16 protein-coding genes, 1 tRNA gene and 1 pseudogene are annotated in these 18634 nt (G+C 57.7%); 13 read left to right on the top strand and 5 right to left on the bottom strand.

The annotated features are described in order from the left end of the window. Positions 1–19: 19 nt before the first annotated feature. From HMPREF2820_RS01295 to HMPREF2820_RS01335, 9 genes are all read left to right on the top strand, one after another. A complete protein-coding gene (locus HMPREF2820_RS01295; RefSeq protein ID WP_070602383.1) occupies positions 20–1189 on the top strand; it encodes a sensor histidine kinase in 1170 nt (389 codons plus the stop codon). Beyond that, complete coding sequence (locus tag HMPREF2820_RS01300; RefSeq protein WP_070602385.1) at positions 1186–1851, top strand: response regulator transcription factor; 666 nt, start codon at positions 1186–1188, stop codon at positions 1849–1851. The genes HMPREF2820_RS01295 and HMPREF2820_RS01300 overlap by 4 nt, the downstream gene beginning before the upstream one ends. A gap of 91 nt (positions 1852–1942) precedes the next feature. Continuing rightward, complete coding sequence (locus tag HMPREF2820_RS10995) at positions 1943–2332, top strand: recombinase family protein (protein ID WP_070429408.1); 390 nt, start codon at positions 1943–1945, stop codon at positions 2330–2332. Positions 2333–2347: 15 nt separating this feature from the next. Continuing rightward, positions 2348–2815, top strand: coding sequence for a recombinase zinc ribbon domain-containing protein (locus HMPREF2820_RS11005; RefSeq protein WP_224433374.1), 468 nt, complete (start codon positions 2348–2350; stop codon positions 2813–2815). An 84-nt stretch (positions 2816–2899) separates the two neighbouring features. Then, entirely contained in the window at positions 2900–4687 is a 1788-nt protein-coding gene (locus HMPREF2820_RS01315) for an ABC transporter ATP-binding protein (RefSeq protein WP_070602446.1), read from the top strand. Beyond that, positions 4684–6432, top strand: coding sequence for an ABC transporter ATP-binding protein (locus HMPREF2820_RS01320; protein ID WP_070437222.1), 1749 nt, complete (start codon positions 4684–4686; stop codon positions 6430–6432). The genes HMPREF2820_RS01315 and HMPREF2820_RS01320 overlap by 4 nt, the downstream gene beginning before the upstream one ends. 34 nt (positions 6433–6466) lie before the next feature. Then, positions 6467–7063 carry an MptD family putative ECF transporter S component gene (locus tag HMPREF2820_RS01325; protein WP_070437219.1) on the top strand — a complete coding sequence of 199 codons (597 nt, stop codon included), beginning with the start codon at positions 6467–6469 and terminating at the stop codon, positions 7061–7063. Then, on the top strand, positions 7056–7742 hold the full coding sequence (locus HMPREF2820_RS01330) for an energy-coupling factor transporter transmembrane component T family protein (RefSeq protein ID WP_070437217.1): 687 nt from the start codon (positions 7056–7058) through the stop codon (positions 7740–7742). Before HMPREF2820_RS01325 ends, HMPREF2820_RS01330 begins: the two co-directional genes overlap by 8 nt. Further along, positions 7739–9130 (top strand): ABC transporter ATP-binding protein, encoded by a 1392-nt coding sequence (locus HMPREF2820_RS01335; RefSeq protein WP_070602388.1) that lies wholly within the window; start codon positions 7739–7741, stop codon positions 9128–9130. Before HMPREF2820_RS01330 ends, HMPREF2820_RS01335 begins: the two co-directional genes overlap by 4 nt. A gap of 149 nt (positions 9131–9279) precedes the next feature. Here the strand turns inward: HMPREF2820_RS01335 and HMPREF2820_RS01340 are convergent. Beyond that, positions 9280–9353, bottom strand: a tRNA-Gly gene (locus tag HMPREF2820_RS01340). A gap of 208 nt (positions 9354–9561) precedes the next feature. Between HMPREF2820_RS01340 and dcd the strand changes: the two genes are divergently transcribed. Next, entirely contained in the window at positions 9562–10143 is a 582-nt protein-coding gene (gene dcd / locus HMPREF2820_RS01345) for a dCTP deaminase (RefSeq protein ID WP_005511764.1), read from the top strand. 201 nt (positions 10144–10344) lie between these two features. After that, positions 10345–11727: a UDP-glucose dehydrogenase family protein gene (locus HMPREF2820_RS01350; protein WP_070602390.1), complete on the top strand. Its 1383-nt coding sequence runs from the start codon at positions 10345–10347 to the stop codon at positions 11725–11727. Here HMPREF2820_RS01350 and HMPREF2820_RS01355 read toward each other — a convergent pair. From HMPREF2820_RS01355 to HMPREF2820_RS01365, 3 genes are all read right to left on the bottom strand, one after another. Then, complete coding sequence (locus tag HMPREF2820_RS01355) at positions 11724–13166, bottom strand: YibE/F family protein (protein WP_070602391.1); 1443 nt, start codon at positions 13164–13166, stop codon at positions 11724–11726. The genes HMPREF2820_RS01350 and HMPREF2820_RS01355 overlap by 4 nt on opposite strands. Positions 13167–13722: 556 nt before the next feature. Further along, the gene (locus HMPREF2820_RS01360; protein WP_306295413.1) at positions 13723–15105 is read right to left on the bottom strand and encodes a pyridoxal phosphate-dependent aminotransferase; all 1383 of its coding nucleotides are present in this window, start codon (positions 15103–15105) and stop codon (positions 13723–13725) included. 135 nt (positions 15106–15240) lie between these two features. Beyond that, a complete protein-coding gene (locus tag HMPREF2820_RS01365; protein WP_070602394.1) occupies positions 15241–15777 on the bottom strand; it encodes a YceI family protein in 537 nt (178 codons plus the stop codon). A gap of 303 nt (positions 15778–16080) precedes the next feature. On the opposite strand from HMPREF2820_RS01365, the gene HMPREF2820_RS01370 reads away from it, so the two are divergent. Beyond that, positions 16081–17202 carry a CE1758 family FMN-dependent luciferase-like monooxygenase gene (locus HMPREF2820_RS01370; protein WP_070602396.1) on the top strand — a complete coding sequence of 374 codons (1122 nt, stop codon included), beginning with the start codon at positions 16081–16083 and terminating at the stop codon, positions 17200–17202. Continuing rightward, a pseudogene (locus tag HMPREF2820_RS01375) lies at positions 17202–17968 on the top strand (FMN reductase). Before HMPREF2820_RS01370 ends, HMPREF2820_RS01375 begins: the two are co-directional and overlap by 1 nt. Positions 17969–18018: 50 nt before the next feature. Here HMPREF2820_RS01375 and HMPREF2820_RS01380 read toward each other — a convergent pair. After that, complete coding sequence (locus tag HMPREF2820_RS01380) at positions 18019–18210, bottom strand: hypothetical protein (RefSeq protein WP_049191052.1); 192 nt, start codon at positions 18208–18210, stop codon at positions 18019–18021. Between the last annotated feature and the right edge of the window lie 424 nt (positions 18211–18634).

An 18634-nucleotide genomic window follows, 5' to 3' on the forward strand; every position in this document is an offset into this window, starting at 1 on the left:
CCAACTTAGCTTTGAACCTATGACAAAGAAAAAGAATTTAATCGCGCTGGCCTGGAGTTTTATTCTCGGCCTGCTGTTCATTCCGGGTTTGATTGCCTCTGTTGTGCTTCTGCCGTGGATTCCGCTCATCGGCCGAGGTGCCGACTGGCTCTCTCGCTGGGTGGCATCGTGGTCCGGCACCCCGATTGCCAACCGCGTGACCAATCGTTGGTTCGACATCCGCAACTTCGTCAACTTGCTCGTCCAGTTGGCCATTGGCTTTGTCACCTTCACAGCGTGGGTCGGCGGTGGTTTTACTGTCGGAGTGCTCTTCGCTGCACCTTTCCTGGTTGATGAAGTGCAGTTTTTCAGCTGGACTCTGACGGATCCAACACAGAAAATTGCTGTTGCCTGGGTTTTCGCCATCCTCTTTTTGGCGCTGACCATCGCCATCAACTTCGGTGCCGGCCTGCTGTCCATTTGGCTCTCCCGCGTCATCCTCGCACCATCCAGCGAAGAAGTTACCCAATCCCGCGACGTGCTCATTGACTCCTTCTCCGGTGAGCGCCGCCGCATCGAACGTGAGCTTCACGACGGCCCTCAGCAACATCTGACCGCCCTGAAGCTCAACATCGCCGCTGCTCGCATGGGTAAGACTGAGGAAGAAGTGACCGAGGCGCTCACCGCCGCCGATAACAATGCAACGCAGGCGCTTGCACAGCTGCGCTCCGTGGTGCTTGGCATTGCCCCGCCGGTACTGTTTGAAAATGGACTGGTCGCTGCCGTGAGGGAGCTGGCAGCGCACTCCGGAATGCAGGTGTCTGTCCGTGAAAATGGTGTTTCCGACTTCGGTCCGCTCGATGAGACCACAGCGTTGCTCGCGTACCACTGTGCAGCGGAAGGACTGACCAATGCCACTAAACATGGCCATGCCCATCGGGCTGACATCACTCTCGCGGTTCAGGCTCCGAAGAAGGCGCTCGTGTCCCATCTCGGTACGCTTACGGTCACCGTGCGCGACAACGGTGAAGGTCTGATGGAACCATCGGGGGCGGACGCTGCAGACGTCGTAAAGCATGGCAATGGAACCGGCATTGCGGGCTTGCGTGAACGGGCGGCAGCGCTCGGCGGAACCGTATCGCTCGCCAACGCAGATAGTGGTGCCGAATTGCGGCTGGAACTGCCGATTCGCCAAGGAAGGACACGATGAAAGTACTGCTGGCAGAGGACTCCGTACTCCTGCGCGAGGGGCTGACCGGTCTGCTGCGAGCGCTGGGGCACGAGGTCGTCGCCGTCGGCGATGCGGATCAGCTGCTCGCCACCGCCGAAGGGCAAGCGTTCGATGTCATCGTCACCGATGTCCGGATGCCGCCGAACATGCGTGACGACGGACTGCTCGCGGTCTCCACACTTCGCCAGGACACCCCTGACCAGCCGGTTGTGGTGCTCAGTCAATACGTAGCGGCCAGTTATCTGGATCGCCTGCTGCAGCATGGTGGCTTTGGGTACCTGCTTAAGGAACGCGTCTCGGATGTCGACCACTTCGTCGCAGCACTGGAAGAAGTGCGTGGTGGTGGTACCGTGGTTGACCCTGAAGTGGTCGCAACGCTGCTTACTGCAAAGCAGGACGGCATCGCCGCGCTGACCCCGCGCGAGCGCGAAGTGCTCGACCTGATGGCGCAGGGGCTTAGTAATAAGGAAATGGAAAAGCGCCTGGTGCTGACCGCTGGTGCAGTGAGTAAGCATGTGGCGAATGTGTTTTTAAAGCTCGGCTTCCAGCCGGAGGATAGCAACCGTCGTGTTAAAGCAGTGTTGCGGTGGCTGAGATACACTGCACCGTCGCCGTCGCCGTCGTCGTCGCCGTCGGCTTAGGTTGCGCCCCTGAATCAGCTCCATACCCACGCAAAAGCCCCCGCGCCGACTCCTTCGAAACGGGAGTCGGCGTGGGGATTATGGGTAATTGGTGCTACTCGGATATAAGAAAGGCGAGGGTGGAAGCCTCGTCATCGACGAGACGCAGGCTCCGACCGTGCGGTTGATCTACCAGCTGTTCCTTGATGGGATAGCGATCAGTGAGATTAAAACCGAGCTCGCTGCCCGCAAGATTCTCACCCCGCGCGGGAAAGAAGTGTGGTCAACCTCGACAGTGTGCTCCATCCTGTCCAACGAAAAATACAAGGACGACGCCCTGCTGCAAAAGACGTTCACCACCGATTTCCTTACTAAGAAGATGAAGGTCAACGAAGGCGAAGTACCCCAATACTATGTATCAGGTAATCATGAGCCGATTACCGAACCGCGTATCTGGGATCAGATGCAATACGAACTCGCCACCAGGCATGGCAACATATAGTCAGCGAAAGTCGGGTTGTTCTCCACCCGGCTGGAATGTGCTCGGTGTGGGGCGTGGTATGGGCGTAAAACGTGGGCGTCGAACACGAAATGCAAAGACGCAGTTTGGCAATGCAACCATAAATACACAGACGAACATCCCTGCAGCAGCGCGACGGTGAAAGACGAGCAGATCGAAGCGCTGATTGCGGAAAACCAGCGGTGTGCGCTCGACCAGGACGCCTGCCAATCCGCGTACGCCGAACTCGATACTACCTACCGTAAGACGCTCGCACGTAGAACAAGCCTGGAAAAAGATATCGCAGCGAACACCGCCAAGCACGCCGCCATCACCACAACCCTGAATGATCTGACAGGGGAACCTGTGAGCGAGTTTCACCCCGCACAATGGAGCGCACTTATCGACCACGCCATTGTCACCGAGGACGCGATCCGGTTCGTGTTCCGCACCGGTGAACAGGTGAGGATTGCCCTGAAAGGGTGATGTTCGTATCAGTTGACGTGCACAGTAGACACACCTCCCAGAAATATAGTAAGGTTAGGCATGCCTAAGAAGGATGGTGCTTACGTGAACGAAAGTGCAACGGATCAGGTTGTTGAAGGCGAGTATGGGTCGGCGAAGGAAAAATCAGTCGCTGGCCAGAACGCGATCCGTCAGCTATCGCAGCCGGTGAAAGGCAAACTGTTTATCGCGCAGGCCTTAACGTTCGCCTCTGGGGTGTTGGCTATCGCACCCTATGTGGCTTTGGTGGAGCTGGGAGCTGCGCTGATGCAAGACCGGGTGGACCCGGCGCGGGTGAACTGGATCGTGATGCTCCTTGTTTCTGCTTACATGGCGCGGTTGACTTTGTATTTTGTTGCGTTGGGCGTGACGCATTTTATTGACCTGTCGTTGCGTAATCAGATGCGTCGGCAAATTGCCGCCCGAATGTCGACTGCTCCGCTGTCGTGGTTTACCCGCGAGGGCGAAGGGAAGATCCGCAAGACCATTCAGGATGATACGGCCACGGTGCACACAGTGATCGCACACGGGCCGATCGAGAAACTGAACGCAATCGTCTCCCCGCTCGCCTTGTTGGCCTATGCGTTCGTGGTGGATTGGCGGCTCGCTCTGCTGTCGATTGCGACGATTCCGGTTTATGTGGGCATGTATGGCATGTCGATGCGTGGGATGAATGAGAAGACCGCGGAAATGGACACCAAGCTTGCTCAGGTTTCGGCAACGATGGCCGAGTTCGTTGCCGGTATCTCAGTGGTGAAAGCGTTCGGCAAGGTTGGCCAAGCACATAAAGCCTATTTAGATGCAGCTAACGAGTTTTCTAAGTTCTACCGGGCGTGGTGTATGCCGCTGGTGTCGATGTCGGTCGCCTCATTTTCGTGGGTGTCGATCCCGGTGTTGTTGATCGTGAACCTTGGCGGTGGCGCGTTGATGATGAACGCCGGTTGGGTGAGCATCTACGAGGTGATAGCGACGACGTTGATTGCCTTGGTGCTGCCGGGAGCGTTGATGGCAGTCGCAACCATCGCCTGGTCTTATCAGCTCGCAGGTTCAGCGGCAGTACGGCTGGTGAATGTCATGGAGCTACCGGCGTTGAGTCAGCCCGATGCGCCACAGACACCACACGGTCATGATATCGAGATTCGGGGTGTGTCGTATGCCTATGACGACACCCAGGCATTAGACGAGGTGAGCCTGAGCATTCCGGCAGGCACGGTGACCGCGCTGGTTGGCCCGTCGGGTGCGGGGAAGTCGACGTTGGCGAGTTTGATGGCCCGCTTTGATGACCCGGACGCTGGCACGATCACCATCGGCGGGGTTGATCTAAAGAGCATTTCCCAGGATGTGTTGTATTCGACGGTCGCATTCGTCCTGCAAGATGCACAGCTTATTCGCGACACCATCCACAACAACATTGCCCTGGGCGCGCGAGACGCAACCTTGGATCAGGTGCGGCAGGCGGCGAGAGCAGCGCAGATCGACGAGTTCATCATGAGCCTGCCAGATGGTTACGACACTGTGTTGGGGGAGGACACCCACGTTTCGGGCGGGCAGGCAGCCCGTATCGCGATCGCCCGGGCGCTCATGGTTGATGCCCCAGTGTTGGTGCTGGACGAGGCGACGGCGATGGCGGACCCGGAATCGGAATCGAAAATCCAACAAGCTCTCTCGACTCTTGCCAAAGGCAGAACCGTGATTGTGATCGCCCACCGACTGGCCTCGATCAGGGGCGCGGATCAGATTGTCGTCATGGAACGCGGGGGCATTGCTGTGGTCGGTAAACACGACGAGTTGTTGGGTAATGCGCACTATCAGGCACTTCTTGCCCAAGGTGCATGCGAGGAGATGACACGATGAATCAACTATTGCTGCCACGCTTTAAGCGTTTGATGGAACCCGCCTCGTGGCGAGACCTTTCGGTTGGTCAAGCGTGGGGTGCGGTCTCAGGACTGTGTCACGGCTTTGCCCTGCTCGCGCTACTCCCTGCAGCAAGCGCCTTGGCGACCGGAATGCCGGTGTGGGGGCTGTCGTTTTGGGGCTGGCTCATCGCCTTGGCGGTGTTCGCGGTGCTGGGCGTGGGCACGGAGTTTTATGGCATGCGCACCGGCTATATCGGCGCGCTTGGATTCATTCACGACGTCCACCAGGCAGTAGGTAACAAAGTAGCCCGCCTACCGTTGGGAGTGTTCGATTCGGGTAGCTCTGGACGGCTGTCGCGCATGGTCACCCAGGAAATGATGAACTTGGGCGAGTCGGCGGCACATTTCATTTTCTCTCTCGTCCAAAAACTCTCGGCCGTGCTGGTGATCACTGTGGGAACCTGGTTCTGGGATTGGCGGCTGGGACTGACCTTGACGATCGCGTTCCCGATCATGCTTGCCTTCCTCCATATTTCCCGTGTGCTTCTCGATAAGGGCAAGAAGGTTTCCGAACCAGCCGAATCGGAGCTGGCGGCTCGCATGGTCGAATTCGCCACCTGCCAAGGCGCGCTGCGCTCCTGCCATGTCGCCGACGACTACCCGGCCCTTGATCGGGCATTCAAACAGGCTGACCGCAAGGGTCGCAAAGCATTGTGGATCGAAACACTAGCGAACCTGATTAATGGGATGTTCGTTCAAGCGCTCATTGTGGTGATGATCTGGCTGACCGCCCAACTCGCCCTCGGCGGGCAAATGAATGCGCTGAACGCCGTGGTCACAATCGGCATGTGCCTGCGGTTCACCACCATGCTCCAAGACATCGGTGGCTGCATGACCGGGCTGGAAGAACGCCGCCAGCAGATGAACCACGTCGACAAGGTCATGGATGCCCCCGAACTGTCCGAACCCGATGCCTCTACACCGATAAACGCCCCTGGTGATGTTCGTTTCGAGGACGTCACCTTCGGCTACGATCCGGACACCCCGGTTCTCCGTGATATTTCCTTCCATGTCCCGCAAGGTGGCATGTGTGCCCTGGTTGGTCCATCTGGGTGCGGGAAGACGACGATCGCCCGGTTGGTTGCACGTTTCTGGGATGTGCAGTCCGGCAGCGTGCGCGTTGGCGGAGTGGACGTGCGCGAGCAGACCACCGAAGATTTGATGCGCCAGGTGTCTCTTGTCTTCCAAGACGTCTACTTATTCAACGACACTCTCGAAGCCAACATTCGCCTTGGCAACCCAGAAGCCACCGATGAAGAAATCAGGTGGGCCGCTGACCTGTCGGGCGTGACGGAAATCGTCAACCGCCTCCCAGATGGCTGGAATTCATTGGCGGGTTCTGGCGGGCGTGCACTGTCAGGTGGGGAACGGCAACGCGTCTCTATCGCTCGCGCCTTGGTGAAGAAGGCCCCGATCGTGCTTTTCGATGAGGCCACCAGCGCATTGGACGCGGAAAATGAAGCCAATATTGTTGCGGCGATGAATGAGCTACGCAAGCACTCCACGCTGATCGTGATCGCCCACAAACTTGAAACCATTCGACAAGCTGACCAAATTATTGTGCTCTCCCACGGTGGGCGTATCGCCCAGCGCGGGTGCCACGACGAGCTGGTCAACCAGCCGGGTCAATACCGCGATTTCTGGCAAGAGCGCATCAACGCAGGCGGATGGCAACTCGTCTAAACACAGCGCATATCAGCACATAAAAGGAAAAACTATGTCCACACCCACATCCTCGCGCCTCAACGCGCGCGACTTCATCAATATCGGCGTCTTCACTGCCTTGATGTTCGTCATCGTGTTTGCATTCGGAATGCTCGGGTTCATTCCGGCTGCCATGTATGCCGGCTTCTTGCTTTCTATCCTCGTTAACGGCATCGTCTTTGCGCTGTTTACTGCCCGCACTCCGAAGATGGGGGCGTTGACAATCATGCTGATTATCATCGAAATCCTCTTCTTCGTGACCGGCCACTGGGTGGGAGGAATTGCGATCGCCGCTGTGTTCGGCCTGCTCGCTGACTTGGTGATCACCAAGGGGCCGAAGAGCGTGAAAGTTCGTGTCCCGCTGGCATATGCACTGTTTATTCTGCCGATCTATGTTTCCCCGTGGATTCCGCTATTTATGAACCAAGACGCATATATGTCGCAGATCGCCGAACAAATGGGTGCCGAGTATGCCGCCAAGATGGCACAGGTCGTCACGATTCCGATTCTGCTGGGCTTCTTCGGTGTGATGCTCATCGTGGGCTGGCTTGCTGGTCTGTTGGGAACCAGGGTCGCGCGCAAACACTTTGAACGGGCCGGTCTTGTCTAAACTTCCCGACCCGCGCACCATTATCGCAGCGCTCGTCATCGTCTCCACCACGATCTACAGTGCCTACTCGCCGTGGTTCGTGTGTACTCTGGGCGGATTCGCCGCCGTGATGCTGACGAGCGCTACGATCAACCCCAACACGCTCGTGCGCCCGAGCTGGGTGGCCGTCTACCTGGCCACGTTTGCGGCTCTCGGCACACTCGTCTTCGTGATACCCCTGGTCTGGAAATCAACAGCCAGCGCGTTCCTCGTGCTGTTTCTGCAGTGGATGTGGCGATTCAGCGTCAGCGCAGGAATGGGAGCCTACGCGATCGGCGTAATCCGACCCGCCACCTTGCAAAAAGCACTCGCCAGCTCACGAATCCCGACCTGTTTCACGATCCCGATCTCAGTCGCGTTACGTGTGCTGCCCGTGATCGGCCACGAAGTTAAAGCGATCTCAGATGCCATGAAACTACGCGGCATGTCCGTGCTCTCACTGCGTGCGGCGCAATACTTCACAATCCCTCTGCTATCGACCGTGGTACGCAGCGGGGACGAACTGGCATCGGCCGCCCTCGTGCGCGGACTGGGCGGAACCGCAAAGCCCACCTCAGTCACAGTCGTGAAATTCCGAGTGGTCGACGCAGTCATTCTGCTCATCGTTATCGGCTTCGCGATATGGAGAATCGTCCTATGACAATAGCCCAAGCAACTAGGGTCACCTTCACCTATCGAGGAGCAGACCACCCCTCAATCAACGACGCAACCATCACCATCACACCCGGAACCGTCACCTTGCTGTGTGGCGCATCCGGGTCAGGAAAAACCACCGCACTACGGCTATTTAACGGGCTCATCCCGCACTTCCACGACGGCGACCTTACCGGAAACGTCACAGTCGACGACATTGACGTGGCACAAACAGACCTGCCACGCCTTGCCCACCACTGTTCGACAGTGTTTCAAAACCCGCGCACCCAGTTCTACACCACCCACGTGCGCCAAGAACTCGCCTTCGGCCCAGAAAATCTCGGCCGCGACCCGCAGGAGATCTGTGCCCGCATTGACGAGGTCGCAGCCGAGTTAGGTATCGCCGACCTGCTGGAATCCCGCGTCACACAACTATCAGGCGGACAGATGCAACGCGTGGCCTGCTCCGTCGCCATGTGCAACAACACGTCGCTGATCGTCTTTGACGAGCCAACCGCGAACTTGTCCGCTGACGTTATCGACCAACTCGCCACACTCATCGCCAGGCTCAAAGCCGATGGACACACCATCATCATTGCTGAACACCGGCTAAGTTTCCTTTCCGGGATCGTCGACCGTGTCTACTGCTTCGACAAAGGCAAGATTGTCCTCACCGCAACCGGCGAAGAGTTCTACGCTACCTCGGATGAGGAGCGCAAACAGCTTGGGCTGCGATCCCTAGTGCCCGTATCCATGCCGAGCCTGCCCGAACCAGAAGGTGAAGGGCTCACAATCGACAACCTCGCCTTTGCCTACCGCCACGGAAACACAGTCCTCAATATTAACCACGTGTTGTTTCCGGCAGGGAAAATCACGGCACTCCTCGGCCCGTGCGGGTCAGGCAAATCAACACTGGCACGCATTGTTTGCGGACTAGAAAAAGCCAAACATGCATCCATCACACTCGGCGGACAAAAATTCACCAGCCGCGACGCCTACCTTGTGATGCAAGACCCTACCCGACAGTTGTTCTCAGATACCGTCATCGACGAAGTCACGCTCGGCACGACCAAAGCCGAAAAGCAACACATCGATGCCCACGCGATCCTTGAAGAACTCGACCTTGCCGACCACGAGGCTGATCATCCGCAAGCACTCTCTGGCGGGCAACGTCAACGTCTGGTTATTGCTACAGCGCTTGCTGCGAACAAGAAAGTTTACATCTTCGACGAGCCCACGTCCGGTGTTGGCTACAAACACCTTGTCGCGATTTCCCGAGTAATGCGTAAACTCGCTGACACTGGTGCCGTCGTCATCGTCATCACCCACGATGCTGAACTCGTTACCGAGGTCGCCGACCACGCTATCCACCTCGACCAAATCAACGCCTGCTAACGCAAACGCTCACTCAGCCGAAAGAGAGGAAAGTGTTTCTACAGGTCAGAGTTAACGCGCTATACACTCGCTAACGCAAGCGATTTTCTTGACCCCCTTGGGGCATACTCGCTAACGCAAACGCCTACTTATCATTTTCGACGTCTAAGTGGAGCCGATGACGGGAATCGAACCCGCGCCGCCTGCTTGGGAAGCAGGAGTTCTACCATTGAACTACATCGGCACACAGTAGGCGGAATGATTAAAAGCACGCCACGGGATTGGCACAGTAGGTGTGGCATGCAGGAAATCAGTCGCCCTCTGTAACTTCAATGTAGCACTCTCGATTCGCGTCGAAAAAAATTGGTTGGCAGCAGCTCCGCTGAATTTATCGCGGGCATATCCTGCAACCCGCGCACGCTGTGCATTACAGAGCGGTTAAGCTGGTCTATGTGTTGCTCTCAGATCGTGATATTCGTGCCGCTATCGATGCCGAAGGCTCCGGCCATCTCGGCATTGATCCTTTTGACCCGAAGATGATTCAGCCTTCGTCCATCGACGTGCGTCTGGACAAGTTCTTCCGAGTTTTTAACAACTCGCAGTACACGCACATCGATCCGAAGTTGCCGCAGGAAGAACTGACGTCCCCGCACGAGGTTCCAGAAGGGCAGCCCTTCATTCTTCACCCGGGCGAGTTCGTCCTGGCATCGACCCTGGAGTACTTCACTATTCCTCCGCACCTGGCAGGCCGCCTGGAAGGTAAGTCTTCGCTGGGGCGTCTGGGACTGGCAACGCACTCGACCGCCGGCTTTATTGACCCAGGGTTTTCAGGCCACATCACGCTGGAGCTATCCAATGTGGCGAACTTGCCTATCGCACTGTGGCCGAACATGAAGGTCGGCCAGCTGGCACTGTTTAAGATGTCCTCCCCGGCGGAGGTACCGTATGGCTCCGGCAAACTCGGTTCGAAGTATCAGGGGCAGCGCGGCCCGACGCCGTCGCGTGCGTACCTGAACTTCCGCGATGAGGAATAAGGCACCTGAAACTCGGGATATGAACTCGGAATATAAATGAATTGTGAATAGCCCCGAGTGAATTCTCGGTGAAGAAATGGAAACAATTGTTCAATAAAGAGTTTTCGCAGTTGGAAAGCCTAAATATGGGCCTTTAGTTCACACCATTTAAGGGTTAAATCGGCTTGAGGGCCTTTTATCTTTCGATAAATAATAGCCCTTATGCGTATTACGGTTATTGGTACGGGTTACCTTGGCGCCACTCATGCCGCGGCAATGGCGGAGTTAGGCCACGAGGTTCTCGGCGTAGATGTTGATCCCGCCAAGATTGAGGCATTGTCCGCAGGTCAAGTTCCTTTCTTTGAGCCTGGCTTGCCCGAACTGCTAAAGAAGCACGTTGAGTCGGGGCGACTACGTTTCACCACTAACTACGACGAAGCCGTTGAATTTGCGAACGTCCACTTCGTAGGTGTCGGAACTCCGCAGGTTAAGGGCTCGTACGCCGCCGATGTTCGCTATGTGGACGCAGCTATTACCGAATTGGCTAAGCGCGTCGTCGGCAAGCATTTAGTGTTTGGTAAGTCCACTGTGCCCGTCGGTACCGCACCGCGCCTGCAGGAGCTGGCTGCGAAGATGATCGGTGAGCGCGCCGCAGCCGGTGATGAGCAGTTGAAGAACACCAGCCTCGAGATCGCCTGGAACCCGGAGTTCCTGCGCGAGGGCTTCGCGGTAAAGGACACCCTGGAGCCGGACCGTGTGGTGCTGGGCACCCAGAAGCCGGGCATGATCCTCAATGGTGCTGGTCAGGAGGTCGAGTCAATCGCTGAGGACAGCCTGCGCGAGTGCTTCGGTCCTATCTTCGAGCGCGAGACGCCGCTTATCGTCGCGGACACTGCCACCGCAGAGCTGGTGAAGGTGTCGGCGAACGCATTCCTCGCCACCAAGATTTCCTTCATCAACGCGGTCTCTGAAATCTGTGAGGTCACAGGTGCGGATATCACTACGCTTGCCGACGCCATCGGTATGGATGCCCGAATTGGCCGCCGCTTCCTCAACGCGGGTCTGGGCTTCGGCGGCGGTTGCCTGCCGAAGGATATCCGCGCATTCATGGCCCGCGCCGGTGAGCTGGGCGTTGACCAGGCGCTGACCTTCCTGCGTGAGGTCGATGCAATCAACATGCGTCGCCGTGAAAAGACCGTTGACCTGGTACGCGGTAGCTTCGGCGGCTCGCTGCTCGGCCACACCGTGACCGTGCTGGGTGCGGCTTTCAAGCCGAACTCTGACGATGTGCGTGACTCCCCGGCGCTGTCGATTGCCGGTTCGCTGTCTCTGGCGGGCGCTTCGGTAAGCGTTTACGACCCGCAGGCCATGGAGAACGCCAAGAAGAATTTCCCGACCTTGGAGTACGCACCGAGCATCGAAGCTGCCCTGGAAGGCACGGAGATGGTTGTCGTCGCCACCGAGTGGCAGCAGTTCCGCGACATCGACCCGGTGGCTGCGAAGAAGCTGGTCAAGCGTGCAGCAGTGCTCGACGGCCGCAACTGCCTGCCAGCCGACCAGTGGCGTGCCGCAGGCTGGGATGTCACCTGCCTCGGCCGCGGCTAAATGCTAGCCGCCCTCGAGCGCTTCGGAAACTTCATACCCTCCGGGGCCACGGTATAGGCGGCGATGAGGGTGGTAATCGGCACTGCGAGTACCAAAGCCACCGCACCGATGGTGGAACGCAGCAGCTCTGTGGCCACGACATCGGAGGTCAACGACTGCATCAGCGGCCGGTCGGAGACGCTTAACAAAATCGATAGCGGTAGTGCGGTGCCGAGGTACGCCAGTACCAGTGTGTAGACCATCGACGCGATGTGATCGCGACCGACGCGCATTGCCGAGCGGAAGACCTCCATAGGCCGCGACCGCGGAGCTGCTTCGTAAAGCTCCTGGACGGTCGATGCCTGGGCGATGGTGACGTCGTTAAGCACGCCCAACGCGCCGATGATGAATCCCGCCAGAAGCAGACCTGTGACGGAGACGTCAGGCAGGTAAAGCTGAATGAGCAGGTTGTCCTCGTTGCCGAGACCACGTAGCTGTGACGTGGAGATTGCAAGGTTGGCCAGGCCTGCCGCCAGCACCATCGTGGTGAGTGTTCCCGCCAGTGCGGAAGCTGACTTCCAGTTGATGCCATGTACGAGGAAGAGCACCGGGAAGAGGATCGCCGCGCCCGCCGTGATAGCCAAGGCCACAGGATCGCCACCGCGTAGCAGTGCCGGAACCAGGAATCCCATCACTGCGGCCAGCGTGATGCCAAGACCAATGAGGCTCAAGACTCCGCGAGTCATGCCGACGAGGATGATGAGAAGTACTGCCGCGCCGAGCCACAACCAGATCGTCGTGGTGCGATCCATGTCCAGGAAGGTGTAGGTGTTTCCGATGTTAGCGGTGTCGACAACCTGATGAGGTGCGAGGTCGACGACATTAGTGTCGGTGGCAGGAACCTCGGGAGCAGCGGGGGCAGCGGGGGCAGCGGGGGCTTCTGCGCCGGATTCAGGTGCTGGTTCCTGCTCCGGGGCTGGAGCTGGGGCCGGAGCCTCTGCATCAGGAGCAGGCTCACCCTCTGCGCCCTCAGGGGCAGGCGCGGGCACAACTCCGGGAGCCGGTGTCATCAACCCCGAATCCGGCACGGAACCATTGTCGACAGCTCCGGTACCGGCCGCGTTTGGACGGTGAATTGCCAGGACGACCTTGTCGCCCTCCGCCAGCTCGATTTCTCCGGGCAGGCCGGATGCCTCCAGAAGCGTCTTCTTGCCCTCGTCTGGGCCCGAGGTCAGCTCAATGACCGAGAGCTGGCATTTCGGCGCCGCGGGGTCATTGAGGGAGGCCGCCAGTCCTGGCCGCGGCTGGTCATCGAAGACGCGTCCGTTGTCAGGCGAATTGCACGCGCCGACGCTGTGCTTTACGACGGTTCCCTTGACCGTCTCTGCAGCTGACGTCTGTGACTGCAGGAATCCCGGCCCTGGGCTCGGAGCTTCACCCGATGGCCAGAGCCCAATCACTGCGAGGAAAGTGGCAATACCAGCAACTGTAAGAACTGTGGCCAGTAAGCGACGTGCTCTTGTGGGGGTGTGCCGCGGTTTCGTTGGTTTTGGTTTGGCTTGTGCAGGTTCGTTTTGCCGTACCGGTGCTGTTGGCTGCGCAGTTGCTGCCGGCTGCGCTGGTTCTGCATGTCGAGCAGGAGCTACCGGAGTTGTCCGACGGGGGCTATTCGAGGCATTGACAGCCCGGAACCGGCCGGTAGGGGAGCCGCTGTTCGAGTTCTTCAGTACGTCGAGATGCGCACCAATGTCGGAACCCGGAGCAACGCGAAAAGGTTGCTGGGTGTCAGAGTTCATTGAATCTTTTGAATGCCTGCCCACCCTTAATAACCTAATCGCTGCACCAGCACCGGAAGGCGTACCGCCATTCCGGCGTGCCGGGCCGTGGTCATCAGCGCTATGGCCCACCTATCGATGCAATACTCACTCATCGATGCGCTCCAGTGTGGCCATAAGTGAATAGCGCATCGATATGTGAGAAGGGAAGAACCAGCAGCGTGCGCAACCTTAAGTACTGCTATTGCTTGTAGCTGACCAGGAAGTTGCCCAGACGCTCGATGGCTTCCTTCAGGTCGCGTGCCCACGGCAGGGTGACAATTCGGAAGTGATCCGGCGTCGGGTAATTGAAGCCAGAGCCGCCGACCATCAGGATCTTCTCTTCACGCAGGATGTCGAGCATCAGCTTTTCGTCATCGTGAATTTCGTAGACGTTCGGATCCAGCTTCGGGAATGCGTACATGGCGCCCATCGGCTTTACGCAGCTCACGCCTGGAATTGAGGTCAGTCCCTCGTAGGCGACATTGCGCTGCTCCAGAAGGCGACCGCCTGGCAAGATTAGGTCCTCGATGGACTGGTAGCCGCCAAGTGCCACCTGAATGCCGTGTTGAGCAGGGACATTCGGGCATAGACGGGTGCTGGCCAGCAAGTTGATGCCCTCGATAAAGCCCTCTGCGTGGCGCTTCGGTCCAGTCAGCACCATCCAGCCAGCGCGGTAGCCGGCCACACGGTAGGTCTTGGACAGGCCGTTGAAGGTGATACAGAGCAAATCCGGGGCCAAGGAGGCAGTGGAAATGTGCTCTGCATCGTCGTAGAGGATGCGGTCGTAGATTTCGTCGGAAAGCAGCAGGAGTGAGTGCTCACGAGCGATATCGACGATGGCTTCGAGTGTCTGGCGTGTGTAGACCGCGCCGGTCGGATTGTTCGGGTTGATGATGACAATCGCCTTCGTGCGATCCGTCACCTTCGAGCGAATGTCTTCGACATCAGGGGCCCAGTTATTCTCCTCATCACACGTGTAGTGGACGGCCTTGCCGCCGGCGAGGGTGGTTGCCGCCGTCCAGAGCGGGTAATCCGGAGCTGGAATGAGGACCTCATCGCCCTCGTTGAGCAGCGCCTGCGTGGTGATGGAAATCAGCTCGGAGACGCCGTTGCCCAGCCAGACGTCGTTGACGTCGAAACGGGGGAAGTCCGGGTCCATCTCATAGCGCGTGACGACGGCACGGCGTGCGGAGTAAATACCCTTGGACTCGGAGTAGCCCTGTGCGTGGGGGAGGGCGCGGACCATGTCCTGCACGATGGTGTCAGGTGCATCAAAGCCGAACTTTGCCGGATTGCCGGTGTTGAGCATCATGATGCGGTGGCCGTCGGCCTCCATCTGTTCGGCGAGAGTAGTCACCGGACCGCGAATGTCGTAGAGGACGTTCTGCAGCTTGGAGGATTGGTCCAGTGTCTTCAGTGGAGTGCGGCGAGGTGCCCTGATGTTTCCACGACGGGCGGCAACACGGGCAGCACGGGACTGCTCGGCCTGAGCGGCCTGCGCAGTCTGAGCGTCCTGCGTTGTCTCGTTGGTGGTTTCGGTGCCCTGGGAAGTGTCTTTACTGGAACTCACCTGTCTAAGCATGCCACTTTTTTGCTCCCGCACCATGCTTTTCTCACAGCGGGGGCAGATTAATTGCACATTGATTGCGCAAAAGCGCCCTGCAGGAGGATGCAGGACGCTTTACTGGGTTGCGGGCTGCTGGATCCCGCCTGCTAGTTACTGCTTAACTGCGGAGCCGTCGATCTGCAGGGAAATCTCGTTGCCAAGGAGCAGGCCGCCAGTCTTAATAGGAGCATTGTAATCGATGCCGAAATCGGTGCGGTCAATCTTGGTGGCTGCCTCGAAGCCAACGCGAGTCTGACCCCATGGGTCTTCAGCGGAGCCGAAAATGTCGACATCCAGGGTGACCGGCTTGGTGATGCCGTTGATGGTCAGGTCGCCGGTAACGGTGGCCTTTTCTTCGCTCTGGAGCTCGATAGCGGTGGAAACGAATTCGAAGGTTGGGTTTTCGTCGGTGCCGAAGAAGTCCTTCGAGCGCAGGTGGTTGTCGCGCTCCTCGTTGTTGGTGTTGATGGAGCTCGCCTGAATGGTCGCCTTTGCCGTGGATGCCTCCGGCTTGTCAGCGTCGAAGGTAATAACGGACTCAAACTCAGTGAACTGACCGTGGACCTTAGCGATCATTGCGTGACGAACGGTGAATCCAACGGTGGAGTGCTGTGCATCAAGAACGTAGTTGCCAGGCTGAAGAGCCATAGTGAATCTCCTAAAAGTTAAAAGTATCTCGAATGTTTCGAAGTATTTTTGTCCGCCGGAACCAACTTCCGGTGTTGACGTGTCAACGATAACTCTAGATGTGATGATGTGTCAACAAAGTTCAAAGAAAATGCCGAATATTTTTTAGAAGCGCACATCCGGTCGGGCGATTGGTTCGGGGTTTTGTCATGACTGGGCGAGGCTCCTTTGGTTGGAGGCGGTTCATATGGGGTTGTTTTAAGTGCTTATGCCCAGCATAACAAGCGTTGACATGTCAACAACTGCTATTTAGGATTGAGAATTATGCAATTCGGAATTTTTACAATTGGCGACGTCACAAAAGATCCCACGACTGGACAAATCCCTACTGAACATGAGCGAATTAAGGCAACTGTCGCCCTAGCGAAGAAGGCCGAAGAGGTCGGCCTCGATGTATTTGCTACTGGCCAGCACCACAATCCACCGTTTGTGGCACCGGCGAATCCGCCGATTTTATTAGCCAACCTCGCAGCACAGACCGAAAATCTGATTCTGTCGACCTCGACAACGCTGATTACCACCACCGACCCCGTGCGCATCGCCGAGGATTACGCCTACCTCCAGCACCTTTCCGAAGGTCGCATTGATCTCATGATGGGCCGCGGCAACACCGGGCCTGTTTATCCGTGGTTTGGCAAGGATATTCGCAAGGGAATTCCGCTGGCCATCGAGAACTATCACCTGCTGCGCACCCTTTGGCGTGAGGAGAATGTGGATTGGCAAGGTCAATTCCGCACTCCGTTGCAGTCCTTTACGTCCACACCGCGCCCGCTCGACGGTGTAGCACCTTTCGTGTGGCACGGCTCAATCCGCTCCACTGAGATTGCTGAGCAGGCCGCCTTCTATGGGGACGGCTTCTTCCATAACCACATTTTCTGGAATATCGAGCACACCACAGCCATGGTCAACCTCTACCGCCAGCGCTATGAGCACTACGGTCATGGTGCTGCTGATCAGGCAATCGTCGGGCTTGGCGGTCAGGTCTTCGCCGCTGAGACGGAGAAGAAGGCCAAGGAGATTTTCCGCCCATACTTCGACAATGCCCCGGTCTATGGACATGGGCCATCTCTGGAAGAATTCGAGAACATCACTCCACTGACCGTCGGCACGCCTGAGCAAATTATCGAACGTTACCTGGGCTATGCAGATGCCGTTGGCGACTACCAGCGACAGCTTTTCCTCATCGACCACGCCGGCCTGCCGCTGGAAATGGCGTTGGAACAGGTTGAAATCCTGGGAACCGAAACCGTTCCGGTCCTGCGTGAAGAGTTCGAGCGCCGCCGCCCGGCGCACGTGCCTTCCGACCCGCCGACGCATGCCTCGCTGGTTGCCGAAGGCGTAGATTCCCCGCACCTTCTCGTCCGCCCGGCTGAAAGGAATCAGTAGTGAAAAAACTCGTCGTCGTAAGTGCCGGTGTTTCCGATCCATCAACCACGCGCATCCTTGCCGACCGCATCGCGGAGGCCGTCGAGGCGCAGGTCTCCAAGCGTGGCGAGGGGTCCAAGTTGAGTACGTCGAGCTGCGCGAACTCGCTGTCAGCCTCGGCACTGTGATGTCCACAGGGCTTTACGACGAAAAATTGCGCGCCGCCCTCGATACTGTCAGCGGTGCTGATGGATTGATTGCCGCGACCCCGGTGTTCGCAGCGTCCTACTCTGGGTTGTTCAAGATGTTTTTCGACGCCCTGGATAAGGATGCGCTGACTTCCATGCCGGTCATTATTGCTGCGACGGCTGGCACAGCACGACATTCGTTGGTGCTGGAGTATGCGATGCGTCCGCTGTTTAGCTACCTGCGCGGCACGGTTATGCCGACTGCTGTATTTGCAGCCACTGAGGACTTTGGTGCTGGCGATGGTGCCGGAAATGGCGCCGGCGGAGTGTCCGGCGCGGAGATGAATAATCGCGTGGTGCGTGCAGCTCGTGAGCTTGCCGAGTACCTTGTCGGTGTTCGCTCGGCAGTAGTCGGTTTTGGTCCAGATTTTGGGAACGAAGCTGAAGAAAAGGGTGCGGAGCATTCAGCGGGCGGGGCCAGCGAGGGGAATCGGGGTGTTGGCGAGCCGAACCAGCGACGCAGTACAAACACGCGGGTGGATACTAATGTCACGGATTTTGCCACACTGCTAGAGGGGCTCGACGGCACCGCGAAGTAGCCGCGCTCACGTGAAGGGGCGGCAGAGGAGGGGTAGGGGGTCAGCGCTCTTTAGCGGCACCACGGGAGGTTGTAGTAGTCGCAAGAGAAGGTATCGGAAAGAGCGTATTCCTTAACCTGCAGGTCGTCGCTGCTGGTTGTAGCTGTCGGTGCTGCGGTAGCGGCCGGAGCGCCGGTCAGCGCGCTCAGGGAAAGTGCTGCGGATGCAATGGTGGTAGCAAGAACGGAAGTGCGTCGAAACATTAGGTAGTACTCCGAAAGATATCTGCCTCGGCAAAGTGTCAGGGCTTTGTGGACTGCCGGACTTCGCCAGTGATTAATAAAGAAATCATAACTATTTAATCAAGAGTGTGAAGTGTGGAGGTCTCTCTACCTGCCCGCGCCTGGGGGTGGCTATTCGGCTACTCTCTGGTGTCTTTATGTAGGTGGGCTAGTGGCCGAAATGTTGATTGTCTAGTACCAAGTGGCCGACCGAGGCATTTTTGAATTGGTTCAAAAGGCGTAGTTCTGATGCGATTGAATTGATCGCCGAAATCTTATTGTGGCGCCCATAATCGCTGGTCAAGGTCAATTAGATGTCGTATTTTCGCGTGGTAGAAATCGGTGAGATTCCATTTTTACTATGTGGATAATCGCTGTGGCCGTCGTAAAGCGCGTCGAAAATTTT

This window comes from Corynebacterium sp. HMSC064E08 (genome assembly GCF_001811805.1).
GTDB lineage: Bacteria > Actinomycetota > Actinomycetes > Mycobacteriales > Mycobacteriaceae > Corynebacterium > Corynebacterium jeikeium_D.